Here is a 12,579-nt window from a genome sequence, read left to right on the forward strand (position 1 = left end):
GAGAAACGAAATCAAACCGTGTCAAGAATACAGGCAGGATTCTCCTTGGTGTCGCGCGGGTTTCATACAAAAGTCGCTTTGCCGTGGGCTGTGCGGATGCATGCATTGCGGAGCGACAACAAATTCCGACACACCGAACTGCCAAAGGGAAGATTTGCCTGACTATCTCCTCAATGAGGATGGGACAGGACGTTATACAGCTATGCGAGGTGCGGCATGACCACCCCCACCAACTGGCCCAACCCTGAGCGGCCCGGTCATCCGTCATGGCCAGAGTATTACGGCGAGCATGTTCTTATCGAAAGAAGAACGGGGAATAAGGTTCCTGGCATTTGGAATTCACCCTATGCCGAGTGGATTTTGCAGAATGGCAGCTTTGAAGCCAAAAATGCTGCCAATTACTATATTTATTCCCATTGCGTCAGTCTCGGCCCCGACCCCACCCCTGCGCCGACAGCCGAGATGCTGGCAGCGGAGAGGGAACGCTGCGCGAAACTCTGCGAGGAAGCTTACGAGAAATCAGGGCGCGATTTTGAATATTTAGGATGTAACGACGCAGCGTCGCAAATCCGCAACCTAGGAGACGCACCATGAGGACGAGAGAGGAGCAGATTGCCGATTTGGCAAACCTGTTCGGAGAAGAAGGCACATTTTCATTTGTGGACGATCTGGACGCTGCAACTAAACACATCCTCGAAGCCGAACGCCGCGCAGAACAGCGCGTGCGGGCGGAGATTGCGCGGGATATCGAGAAAGCCTGCGAATCTGTGATGGGAATAGAAACGCCCATGATGCAAGGGGATAATCTCGCAGTAACACTGTGCAGTTACTTCGAGGATATGGAAGGAGAGGCCGACGATAACGGATGGCACCCGAGGGCTATTGAAGGCCATGACCAAGTTCATCGGGCTATCGAGAGGCATTTTCTAAAAGCCATCGACGCAGCGCGGGAGGTGGGGTGATGGACGACTGGAAAGACACAGACGACATTCTGCACATTATCGCACAAGCCGAGTGGCATGGGGACGCCCATATTTTAGGCACAAATGAAGGCCTAACCCGCCTGCGCAATGCGATAGATGCCGCACTAAAGGCACCAAACGAGACACAAAAAGCCGAAGAGATGGCCAATGACGGTGAGGGATTTTATGTCTTCGTTCAGTGCGTCTCTGCTGGTCGCATCAATGAATTACCCCTTGGCTACACAGAAGATTATGCAAAGGACAATAGAAAATGGCCGGAGTGGATTGCGTGACTGACCCGAGGATTGAGGCGGCTGCATGGATGATGGGCTCAGTTAGCGACCTTGCGCCCGGTGGCGATTGGGAAAGACTGACCCCTTACCAAAAAACACATTTTAGGCGGCTCGCTAAAGCCGTTCTGGATGCAGCAGACGCGGCGGCTTGGAGGCCGATTGCGGAATATAGCCCGTCAATGGGGCAGGTCTATTGTGGTCATAGCGAGAAAAAGTGGCTGCGGCACGGGAGAATGATACCAGGGCATGGAACTCGCTGGTATTACTCCGGCACGAATGAGCGGTCTCAGTGGGCGCAACAAGAAGGCGATGAGCCTACCCATTTCCGCCCCCTACCCGCCCTGCCCGCAAGCATTGCTGAGTTGGGAGGGGTTGATGGGTGAGACGCTACCTGACCTGATGACGCTGCCGGATGTGTTGGAGCGGTTGCGTGGCGTGGTGGGCCGGACCTACCTCCTCCAGCATCTGCGCGATCACCCTGAGTTTAACGGAAAACCAACGCACCGCCGGATCGGCCGGAAGCTGGTTGTGCGCGCTGAAGATTACCCCCGCCTACTTGAAAGCCTGGAATGTCGCTCAAAGTCGTCAAACGCCAAGGCCGAGACACGCTCTACGTGCGCGGAACCGTCGGCGGACAAAGCATATATGAAAGCACGGGAACTAATAGCCCTAAGCAGGCAGAGGCTTTCAGAGCAAAGAGAGAAGCGGAGTTATGGCAGGAATCGGTCTATGGCAAGCGCGCGGTCATAACATTTGACCGCGCCGCGGCAGCTTACCTCTCTGCGGATTTGCGTAGCGACACAACCGTAACCCATATTGAGAGGCTGCTTGGCCACTTTAGAGGCCGCAAGGTAGCCTCAATTAAACAGCAGGATTTAGACGAAGCCTACCGTTCAATTTTAACGGCGGGTTCAGAGGCAAAGGCGGCCACAAAAATCAGGGCGGTCCTGACGCCTCTGCGGGCCATCCTTGAGTTTTCTGCCATTCGCGGCTGGTGCGACAAGCCCGCGTTTGAGCGTCCGAAGGTAGAGCAGGTCCGGATGCAGTTTCTGCGCCCTGAAGAAGCCACGGCTCTCGTTAATGAAGCCGCTCCGCACATTCGCCCCCTACTCGTTTTCCTCATCGCCACAGGGGCGCGAATGTCAGAGGCCCTTGAACTTGAATGGCAGGACGTTGACCTTGACGGGGCCCGTGCCGTCGTCTGGCAGAAGCAGGGCAATGAGCGGCACATCGATCTGCCGCCTGTGGTGGTCATTGCTCTGTCCGGCATCCCGTGGCGCGATGGGCGCGTATTCCGGCCGGCGACCAAGCGGCGCGATTCGCAGGGTGCCATGCGTTGGGTTGTTGGGGATGCCTATTACGACACCAACCGGACGGGTGGCGGCCAGATCAAGAGCGCATGGGCCTCAGCGTGCCGCCGCGCCGGGCTGTCGGGGCATGAGCGTGTGTGGACGCCCAAGGGTGAAAAGTGGCCGAAACGTGCTTTCGTCCCAGAAATTTCTCCCCACTGTCTGCGCCATACGTTTGCGACATGGCACTATTGTGCAAACCGGGATCTTTTGAAGCTGAAGGAAGATGGTGGATGGCAGACCATAACTATGGTCACACGCTACGCGAAGAAAATGCCTGACCATTACCAAGACCAGATCAGAAAATGGTGGGCATATGATGACTGGCCAGATATTCAGAAATGCGTGCCATATCCGGGCCAGCTAGCAGAGAAAGAAGAATAAACATTTAAAAACAAACACTTACAGAATGGGCGAATCGCCTTCACACGGCGGGGGTCACAGGTTCAATCCCTGTCGCACCCACCACGATAAACAGCAGTTTTCTGCGGGTTTTGCGTGGTTTCCGGTTTTTTCCGAAAAAAAATTAAGACAAGTAGATATATTTTAGTGCGTTTTGGCACGTATAAATCCGCGCCAGATCTGTGCAATCTTTTCGGTAAGGGTTAAGCACCACGCCCGTTTTTACGCAGAGCTTACTGGCGATACGCCGCGTTTTAGCGTTCTCAACTCTTTCTAGGTGGTGTGGGGATTGCGTCTGTAAGGCGACAATCGGGATTCTTCCTGCTCAGAGTGTGTCTTGCTGAAACATCACCTGTTGCACTGCTGATTATTTCCGGCAACCTCTCATAATTGTAAAAATCATCACTGCTTTTAATAATTTTGTCTCATTCCCATCATTGTGGAAATATGCGACGCTCTTTGTGCGGCAGAAAGATCGCTTGTTTTATCTGCTGTTTTTCTCAATTTGGAAACAAAGGGTAGTACTATGAAGCTTTACTACACGCCGGGGGCCTGTTCACTCGCTGCTCATATTATCCTGAATGAAACAGGCTTGCCGCATGAGCTTGTGCAGGTAAACCTGAAAGAGAAAAAAACGGCTGATGGTCAGGATTACATCGGCATTAACCCGCGCGGTGCCGTGCCTGCGCTGGAAATTTCACCCGGTGTTGTGCTGACGCAAAATGTTGCCGTCCTGACCTATATTGGTCAGCAATCGGATAATCCGGCTTTTCATCCTGTTCCGGACAGCATTGAATTTTTCCGTCTGCTGGAAGCTCTGGGTTTTTGTGAGGATGTGCATAGTGCAATCGGAGCACTTTTTGCCCCGCATCTGGCGGATGTAACGCGCGAAGGATTGCAGGTTCTTATCACGCGCCGCCTGTCACAGGTAGAACAGCAACTGGCAAATGGCACGAATGGCTACCTTTTGCCATCAGGGTTTACCCAGGCGGATGCGCTTATGGCCGTCATTCTGAACTGGACTGGCCCACTCAATATAGATCTTGCAGAATACCCCAAAGCCGCTGCTTTGCGAGATACTGTCTTTGCGCGGCCTGCAGCGCAGAAGGCACTGAAGGAAGAAGGGCTGATCTGATCAACGTGCTTGCAGGATGGCATTTGGCCCATCCGGCGCACATCAGATAAAAAAATACGGATCAGATTTAAGGTCTGATCCGTATCTGTAACAGGGCGTATCGCCAGCTTTTAGTGCGCAGGCACCGCAGCGACTTCCGGATTCAGCCGGTAGCCGCCACCTTCTGTAATCAGCAGGGATGCATTGGCCGGGTCCGGCTCAATCTTCTGCCGCAGGCGGTAGATATGCGTCTCCAGCGTATGCGTGGTGACGGCAGCATTATAGCCCCAGACTTCATTCAGCAGTACCTGACGGGGCACAGGGCGCGTGCCAGCGCGGTAAAGGAATTTGAGGATGGCTGTTTCTTTTTCCGTCAGACGAATGCGACGGTTTTTCTGCGGTTCCTGAAGCAGCTTGGCAGACGGGCGGAACGTATATGGTCCGATGCTGAACACGGCGTCTTCACTGTTTTCAAACAGGCGCATCTGGGCCCGCAGACGCGCCAGCAGTTCTGCAATCCGGAAGGGCTTGGCGACGTAATCATTCGCACCGGCATCCAGACCGCGCACAATATCAGCTTCATCATCTGACCCGGTCAGCATGATGATCGGCATCCGCAGACCATCTTTTCGCAGTTCCGCACAGAAGTCACGTCCATCGCCGTCGGGCAGGCTGACATCCAGAAGAAGGGCATCAAACCGGCTGTCGGGGGTCTTCAGTTTCTCCCGCGCCTCGGCAAGAGATGCTGCTTCCTGAACCGTAAATTCCCCTTCAAGCTGCAATTGCTCAACAAGGGTCTGGCGAAGTATCCGGTCGTCATCAACAACCAATATTGGACGTGCACCCGTCATTGGGTTTTCATCTCCTTAGTGTCAGCCCTGCGGCAGGCTGTCTCGTCAGTTCGTGTTCTCATAAACTTGTCACGATTCGGCTCAGACCTCTAGTGTGAGCGTGCTATGCGACCTTCATGAAAAATCTGCGAACAGGCAATCTTTAACCATGATGATACACCTCTTGTCTGCCTCATACAGCGGGTCTGACGCACAACTGCATTGCGGACACAAAGTCATGAGCGCCGTAATTGGAAAAAATGGTCTGGCGCAGCAAAAACAGGAAGGGGACCACGCGACCCCCATTGGTATTTTTCCTCTCAGAAAAGTGTATTACCGGGCGGACCGCCTGTTAAAACCAAAAACAATACTTCCAGTAGAACCACTTAGCCCGCGTGATGGTTGGTGTGATGACCCGGCAAGTTCTGATTATAACCATTTTGTCAGGCTCCCGCATCCGGCGCGGCATGAGCTGTTATGGCGTGAAGACCACGTGTATGATCTCATAGTCGTGATAGGATATAATGATAATCCGGCTGTCCCCGGTCGCGGGTCAGCGATTTTTATGCACCTGCAACGCCCGGATCGCTCTCCCACGGAAGGATGCCTGGCCCTTACCGAATCAGATCTGCGCGCCGTTCTGGCTGCCGGGGCGGATGCGGTGCAGGTGCATGCCCCGGCCTGAACGTCTTTGAGACGGGAGGCTAATGCGCCTCCCCTCCTGATTTGTCCCGCTCTGGCGGTACGAGCGCGATGACGCACTGCCCCACATCCGGCTGAGACAGGGCTTCATCCTCAGCCGAGACAATGGTCATTGAGATACCCTTCTGCAAAACAAGGAAGACCAGCAGGTTACTGCTCTCATGCAGGAGGCTGGCCTGATTATCCGCCGTAACCTCAACACTCCGGAACTGCCAACCTTCCCGAATGAGTGTATCCAGCAGCGTGAAGTTCCATGCCGGTTCCCCCATGACCTTGCCGCGCGCATCCCGGCTCAGGCCACGATACAGGTCCAGCCGGGCGATGCCGGGGCTTACCTGATAGACACGCTGTCGGCCAAAGTGCGGGGCAAGATGCGCACAGACCAGCCCGTTATAAATTGCGTCCGGAGTTGCAGCGATCAGGTAATCACCGGGGCGCTCTTCCAGACTTTCCGCGCCCTCTTCTGAAAGGACTTCTGCCCTCAGCACCGGAACACCGGCTTTTTCGGCTCTCTGAAGATCCTGACGGGAATTATCAACCAGCAGTACAGGGGCGCCTGCCTGATGCACCGCGATGGCAAGCCCCGTTGACCAGTCATTCGCGCCAACAATGGCCAGAGCCTGTTCATCAGACAAAGTCAGCTTCAGCTTTCGGCCCAGTGGCCGCAGACTGAAACCATGCAGGATCATGGTGGAGGCAATTACGGCAAAGACGGCGGGCATCACCAGCCCGGCTCCGGGGTAGCCCGCATCCTGCAACCGCATGCCGGCAATACCTGCCACGGCCGCTGCAACAATACCGCGCGGCGCAATCCAGCCGACAAAAATGCGCTCCGCCCAGCTCAGGCTGGAGCCCATCGTCGCAAGAAAAATCCCCAAAGGTCTGACCAGAAACAGAACAGCCAGCGTCAGAGCACCAATGGACCATGAAAGGTTGGAAAGTTCCGCGCGCTGAAGGTCGGCTGTCAGCAGCACAAACAGGACCGAGACAATCAGAACGACCAGAGATTCCTTCATTCTCTGGATTTCTGCCATGCCTGGAATCCGCAGATTAACGAGCGCCATGCCGAAGGTGGTTGAGGCGATCAGGCCTGCCCCATCCATTGTCAGTGTGCCGAGTGCAAACAGAACAAGGGCAATGGTGATCAGGATCGAGCTTTTCAGCACTTCCGGCATCAGATCCCGCACCAGAAGCCAGCGGACCCCTAAGGCCGCACCAATGCCCAGACCAATGGTCAGTCCGGCGCTGGCGAGCATGTGAGGCAGGATGAAGCCAAAAAACGTGCCCGACCCCTCGCCCGGCCGCATCAGCAGCACTTCCAGCACCAGAGTTGCCAGAATGGCGCCCACCGGGTCATTCACAATCGCTTCCCAACGGAGGAAAGCTGCGACTTTAGGGTGCAGTTTGGCATTCCGAAGAAGCGGAAGAACCACCGTCGGCCCTGTCACAACAATAATGGAGCCGAACAGGAACGCAGGCCCCCACCCCATGCCGCCAATATAATGGGCTGCCATGCTGCCCAGAATCAGGTTGATAGGCAGCGCCACAAGCGTCAGGCGAATGACCCCTTCCCCGGCTTCCTTCAGTTGTCTGAAGTCCAGAACAAGGCCGCCCTCAAACACGATCAGCGCCACGGCGAGTGACACCAGCGGATGGAAGGCTGAACCGATCATCACCGAAGGATGCAGGATCTCAAGCGCTGGACCATAGAGCAGGCCAAGGCTGAACAGCAGGACGATGGCAGGCAGGCGGAAACGCCAAGCTGTCCACTGGGCGAGCATGCTCCCACCCAGAACGCAAAACAGGAAGACTAGTACACTGTTACTCATGGGTACCCATCTTACTAAACCTTTTGAAATGCCTGCACGCAGAGCAAACGCCACACACTATGCGCAGGCTTAATAAGTGAGATACCCTATATTTTGTTGAGCCCGCAGGCTTTTAAATTTCTGTTTTTTCTGGAGCCGCTTCTGGTCTCCGTTCCAGCACCGCAGCAAAAAAGCCATCAGTTTCGTTCTGATGCGGAGTGAGCGAGAACATGGATGTGCCGCGCAGTGAATCCGGCAGCGCCGTGCTGTCTGAGGGGACAAGCTGGAAGTCCGGATGTCGGGTAAGAAACGCCTCAACCTGGCTGGCATTCTCGGCCCGCAGAATAGAGCAGGTCGCGTAGACCATCCGGCCACCCGGTTTTACAAGAGAAGAGGCTCTGTCCAGAATGTCAGACTGTTTGACAAGCAGTTCTTCCAGATCCTGCTCCGTCATCCGTAACCGCGCATCCGGGTTGCGCCGCCATGTGCCCGTGCCGCTGCATGGGGCATCCACCAGCACGCGGTCAAACGACTGAGCGCGCCGTTTTGCCCATTTATCTCCGGCTTGCAGCAGATGGCGCTCGACATTATGCACCCCGGCGCGCCGCAGGCGGCGGACAGCGCCATCCAGACGGACTTCAGACACATCGCACGCGGCGATATGGCCTTTATTTTCCATCATCATGGCCATAGCCAGCGTCTTGCCGCCCGCTCCGGCGCAATAATCCAGAACGCGCATTTCCGGGGTCACCCCCATAATGGCGGCAACAAGCTGGCTGCCTTCGTCCTGAATTTCGATCCGGCCGTCTTTGAAGGGCGTTGTGGATGTGACGGGCAGCCGCCCGTTCAGCCGCAGGCCCCACGGGGAAAGAGGGGTCAGAACAGCGTGCAGCCCTTCCCGGCCCAGCGCGTTCTGGGCATCCCGGCGGTTTGTACGCAGAATATTGACGCGCAGATCAAGCGTTGCAGGCTCAGAGAGAGCCGCAAGCTCGGCTTCCAGTGTGTCACCAAATGTTTCTTCAAGGCGCGGAAGCAGCCAGTCCGGCAGTTCCAGACGGACTGCGCGCGGCATATCCGCATTATCCAGTGTGCCGCCCGCCAGAGCCGTCACAACGTCCTGCTCGGCATAACTCAGGGCACCCGGAGCAAAGCGGCCCTCCGCGAAGAGGGCTGCAATTTCCCGCGCGGGCCAGCCTTTGAGCACCAGATTGGCCGCGGCCAGTGTGCGCGGTGTACTCTCGGCCCCGCATTTGCTCAGCCACCAGCCAAGCCTGCGCCAGGACCGCATGATCTCCCAGACCATACCGGAAACTGCCCGACGGTCCCCCCCACCGATGTAACGCCGTTCACGAAAAAAGCTGTTGGCAACGGCGTCAGCCGGTTTTCTGGGGGTTGCCTCCATGGATGTCAGAAGATCAATGGAGGCGGCCAGCCGAGCAGAAGGAGTCATAGGTAAGGTTCAGTCCCGACGATAGTTAGGAGCTTCACGCGTGATGGACACGTCATGAACATGGCTTTCACGCAGGCCTGCACCGGTAATGCGGCGGAAACGCGCATTCTTTTGCAGGTCCGTGAGTTCCGGTGACCCGGTATACCCCATCCCGGCTTTCAGACCACCGACGAGCTGATGGATCACGGCTGCCATTCCGCCTTTATAGGCAACGCGGCCTTCAATCCCCTCCGGCACGAGCTTAAGGGAATCCCGTACTTCCTGCTGGAAGTAACGGTCAGCCGAACCGCGGGCCATGGCGCCAAGGCTGCCCATGCCGCGATAGGATTTGTAGGAGCGGCCCTGATACAGGAAGACTTCGCCCGGAGCTTCTTCCGTGCCAGCCAGCAGGGAGCCGACCATCACGACGTTCGCACCCGCGCCAATAGCCTTCACAATGTCACCCGACGTGCGGATACCACCATCGGCAATGCAGGGTACATCCAGCTCACGGCAGGCCACAGAGGTTTCCAGCACGGCGGAGAACTGCGGAACGCCGACACCCGCCACAATACGGGTCGTGCAGATGGAGCCCGGGCCAATACCGATTTTTACGCAGTCTGCGCCAGAGCCAATCAGTGCCTGAGCGGCTTCCGGTGTAGCGACGTTCCCGGCCACAATCTGAATGGTGCTATCAAGCGCTTTCAGGCGTTCAACCGCACGCAGCACACCAGCGGAGTGGCCGTGGGCCGTATCCACAACCAGAACGTCAACCCCGGCTTCCACCAGCAGTTTTGCGCGGCTAAATCCGTCCTCTCCCACGCCGGTTGCCGCAGCACAGCGCAGACGGCCAAGGTTGTCCTTAATGGCCAGCGGGTAAGCCACCGCTTTATCCATGTCCTTGACGGTGATGATCCCGACGCAGCGGTCTGCCTCATCCACCACCAGAAGTTTTTCAATGCGGTGCTTATGCAGGAGCTGGCGGGCCGTATCCGGGTCCGCGCCATCCCGCACGGTAACAAGCCCGTCATGCGTCATGAGTTCAGAAACGCGCTGGGCGGGGTCCACCGCAAAACGTACGTCACGGTTGGTGATAATGCCGATCAGCTTCTGCGTGCCCGGCTCAACGACGGGCAGACCGCTGATGCCGTTGCGCTGCATGATCTCACGCACTTCAGCAAGCGTCTGCTCTGGGCCAACGGTCACGGGATTAACCACCATGCCCGATTCGAAGCGTTTGACGCGGCGGACATGCTCGGCCTGTTCTTCCGGCGTCAGGTTTTTATGGATGACGCCAAGGCCACCCTGTTGCGCCATGGCAATAGCCATCTGATCTTCCGTAACCGTATCCATGGCCGCGGAAATCAGGGGAATATTCAGCTGGATGGAACGTGTCAGGCGTGTGCGGACAGACGTTTGATTGGGGACAACCTCGGAAGCAGCGGGAACGACGAGAACGTCATCAAACGCCAAGGCTTCGGTAACACGGCTGTAGGGGGAAGAAGTCATACAACGGGAACCCTTGACCAGATTGCGATTGGGGGCACCCGACAGCAGAGTATCGCCGCAGGTCACCGACCATTGGCGCTTCCTCTTATGGTCTTGCCCGAACAAAGGCAAGAGAAGAGACATAAAATTGACAGGTTTTTAAACTTGCCGCGTTCTGAGCGTGCCTGTTTTTAGCGCCCGACGAAACGCTTCCAGCGTTGCATCACTCACAAAATGCTCCATGCCCTCAGCATCCAGCCGGGCTGTTACGGCATCCACGCCAAGAGCGAGCAGAAACTCTTCAACCAGATGGTGCCGCGCCCGGACCGTCTCAGCCAGAGCAACGCCAGCCTCCGTCAGAAAAACACCACGATAGGGTTTGCGGGTTACAAACCCTTCCGCTTCCAGACGCACCAGCATTTTGGCCACTGTGGGCTGAGAGACGCCAAGCCTGTCGGCAATATCAACCTGCCGGGCTTCCTGCCCCTCTGTCAGCAGGTCATCAATCAGTTCAACATAGTCCTCGATCAGAACATTGCGCCTTGCCTCCCGCGCATGCCGAAAGCCCTCACTCTGGCTTTCAACATCAGGCATGACTGGCGGGCGTTCTTTCAACTGAGGATCTCCATGGAACAGCGTGGTGGGGGAGCTATAGCGAATTCACCCCTCCAGCAAAAGCACCTTACACCGCCGCGCGCTCCTGAGGGGTAGAAACTAAAAACGCCTTATCTTTACCTTATAGCCTATTGCATATTTGTGAGGTGTGTCTCTAATATCTGCCATCACCTTTTGATAAAGCTCTTTATTGCATGGCTTCGCCCCCGGATTCCCCTCGCCGCTCTGTTTTGCATTCCGTTTTTTCCGCGCAGAAAAGCCGCCTGAGCCTGCCCGAGGCCCATGCGTCCGTTACTGTGCCTGAAGGGGCATCCAGACTGCGGCGTTTTCTGGCGTTTGTGGGGCCGGGCTACATGGTCTCCGTTGGCTATATGGACCCCGGCAACTGGGCGACCGACCTTGCTGGCGGTGCACAGTTTGGCTTTACGCTCCTGTCCGTCATTATGCTGTCCAACCTGATGGCCATTCTGCTGCAATCTCTTGCAGCACGGCTGGGTATTGCCACAGGGCATGACCTTGCTCAGGCCTGCCGGGCCTATTTCCCGCGCAACGTGAATATTCTGCTGTGGCTGGCCTGTGAGGTTGCGATTATCGCGTGTGACCTTGCAGAGGTGATTGGCACCGCCATAGCACTCCAGTTGCTGTTTGGTATGCCGCTGCTGCTGGGCGCGTGTCTTTCCGCGCTGGATGCCATTTTGCTGTTGCTGCTGATGCGATTGGGCTTCCGGTGGCTGGAAGCCTTTGTCATGGCGCTGCTCGGCCTGATCGCGGTATGTTTTGGCTTTCAGATTGCGGCTGCCAGCCCGCCCCTTGCCGCGGTTATGAAAGGGTTTCTCCCCTCCCCGGTTATTCTGACCAATCCGCAGATGCTCTACATCGCCATTGGCATTGTGGGGGCTACGGTCATGCCGCACAATCTCTACCTGCATTCCTCTCTGGTGCAGACACGGACTTATGCGCGGACGTCTGCTGGCAGGCGGGAGGCCATTCGCTGGTCCACGCTGGATAGCACCATTGCCCTGATGCTGGCCCTGTTTGTCAATGCCGGGATTCTGATTGTGGCCGCGGCGGCGTTCCACACAACCGGGCATCAGGATGTTGCGGAAATTCAGCAGGCCTACACGCTGATTTCTCCCCTTCTTGGGCTGGGGATTGCCTCCACCTTGTTTGCTGTTGCGCTGCTGGCTGCCGGGACCAATTCAACCGTGACGGGCACGCTGGCCGGGCAGATCATCATGGAGGGCTTTCTGCATCTGCGCATGGCTCCCTGGGCGCGACGCCTGCTGACACGCGGACTGGCAATTATCCCTGTTATTCTGGTTACGTTGCTCTGGGGAGAAAAAGGAACTGGTGATCTGCTTGTTTTGAGCCAGATTGTCCTGTCCATGCAGCTTCCTTTTGCCGTGATCCCGCTGGTCTGGTTTGTGTCCGATCGCCAGAAAATGGGGGAGTTTGCGCTCTCCCGCCCCATGTCACTCCTGTCATGGTGTGTTGCGGGGCTTATCCTGATCCTGAACTTTAAACTGCTGTATGACACCGTGTTCGGGTAACCGCGCACGGTTTTTAACCGCCTTCTTCCCTCTGACT

The 12,579-nt window shown here is 56.5% G+C and carries 12 protein-coding genes; 7 read left to right on the plus strand and 5 right to left on the minus strand.

Features of this window, described 5'->3' with window-relative positions:
* The first annotated feature begins 216 nt into the window (after window positions 1-216).
* The 5 genes from KP699_RS08125 to KP699_RS08145 all read left to right on the plus strand — a co-directional run bounded on the left by KP699_RS08125 (window position 217) and on the right by KP699_RS08145 (window position 4,141).
* Window positions 217-594, plus strand: a complete 378-nt coding sequence (locus KP699_RS08125; protein WP_215762235.1) for a hypothetical protein — start codon at window positions 217-219, stop codon at window positions 592-594.
* Entirely contained in the window at window positions 591-962 is a 372-nt protein-coding gene (locus KP699_RS08130) for a hypothetical protein (protein ID WP_215762236.1), read from the plus strand. Before KP699_RS08125 ends, KP699_RS08130 begins: the two co-directional genes overlap by 4 nt.
* Window positions 962-1,255, plus strand: coding sequence for a hypothetical protein (locus KP699_RS08135; protein WP_215762237.1), 294 nt, complete (start codon window positions 962-964; stop codon window positions 1,253-1,255). The genes KP699_RS08130 and KP699_RS08135 overlap by 1 nt, the downstream gene beginning before the upstream one ends.
* A gap of 569 nt (window positions 1,256-1,824) precedes the next feature.
* Window positions 1,825-2,988, plus strand: coding sequence for a site-specific integrase (locus KP699_RS08140; protein ID WP_215762238.1), 1,164 nt, complete (start codon window positions 1,825-1,827; stop codon window positions 2,986-2,988).
* Window positions 2,989-3,532: 544 nt separating this feature from the next.
* A complete protein-coding gene (locus KP699_RS08145; RefSeq protein WP_215762239.1) occupies window positions 3,533-4,141 on the plus strand; it encodes a glutathione binding-like protein in 609 nt (202 codons plus the stop codon).
* A 110-nt stretch (window positions 4,142-4,251) separates the two neighbouring features.
* Here KP699_RS08145 and KP699_RS08150 read toward each other — a convergent pair whose 3' ends face one another.
* A complete protein-coding gene (locus KP699_RS08150) occupies window positions 4,252-4,971 on the minus strand; it encodes a response regulator transcription factor (protein WP_077929900.1) in 720 nt (239 codons plus the stop codon).
* A 148-nt stretch (window positions 4,972-5,119) separates the two neighbouring features.
* Between KP699_RS08150 and KP699_RS08155 the strand changes: the two genes are divergently transcribed.
* Window positions 5,120-5,635 carry a L,D-transpeptidase gene (locus KP699_RS08155; RefSeq protein WP_215762240.1) on the plus strand — a complete coding sequence of 172 codons (516 nt, stop codon included), beginning with the start codon at window positions 5,120-5,122 and terminating at the stop codon, window positions 5,633-5,635.
* A 19-nt stretch (window positions 5,636-5,654) separates the two neighbouring features.
* Here the strand turns inward: KP699_RS08155 and KP699_RS08160 are convergent, their stop codons facing one another.
* The 4 genes from KP699_RS08160 to mntR all read right to left on the minus strand — a co-directional run bounded on the left by KP699_RS08160 (window position 5,655) and on the right by mntR (window position 10,992).
* Window positions 5,655-7,481 carry a sodium:proton antiporter gene (locus KP699_RS08160; RefSeq protein ID WP_077929899.1) on the minus strand — a complete coding sequence of 609 codons (1,827 nt, stop codon included), beginning with the start codon at window positions 7,479-7,481 and terminating at the stop codon, window positions 5,655-5,657.
* A gap of 112 nt (window positions 7,482-7,593) precedes the next feature.
* Window positions 7,594-8,910 carry an RsmB/NOP family class I SAM-dependent RNA methyltransferase gene (locus tag KP699_RS08165; protein ID WP_215762241.1) on the minus strand — a complete coding sequence of 439 codons (1,317 nt, stop codon included), beginning with the start codon at window positions 8,908-8,910 and terminating at the stop codon, window positions 7,594-7,596.
* A 9-nt stretch (window positions 8,911-8,919) separates the two neighbouring features.
* A complete protein-coding gene (guaB, locus tag KP699_RS08170) occupies window positions 8,920-10,398 on the minus strand; it encodes an IMP dehydrogenase (RefSeq protein ID WP_077929898.1) in 1,479 nt (492 codons plus the stop codon).
* Between the two features lie 138 nt (window positions 10,399-10,536).
* On the minus strand, window positions 10,537-10,992 hold the full coding sequence (gene mntR, locus KP699_RS08175) for a manganese-binding transcriptional regulator MntR (RefSeq protein WP_255029042.1): 456 nt from the start codon (window positions 10,990-10,992) through the stop codon (window positions 10,537-10,539).
* A gap of 194 nt (window positions 10,993-11,186) precedes the next feature.
* Between mntR and KP699_RS08180 the strand changes: the two genes are divergently transcribed.
* Window positions 11,187-12,542 (plus strand): Nramp family divalent metal transporter, encoded by a 1,356-nt coding sequence (locus KP699_RS08180; protein WP_215762242.1) that lies wholly within the window; start codon window positions 11,187-11,189, stop codon window positions 12,540-12,542.
* Window positions 12,543-12,579 lie beyond the last annotated feature (37 nt).

The organism is Acetobacter sp. P1H12_c (assembly GCF_018811975.1).
Lineage (GTDB): Bacteria > Pseudomonadota > Alphaproteobacteria > Acetobacterales > Acetobacteraceae > Acetobacter > Acetobacter persici.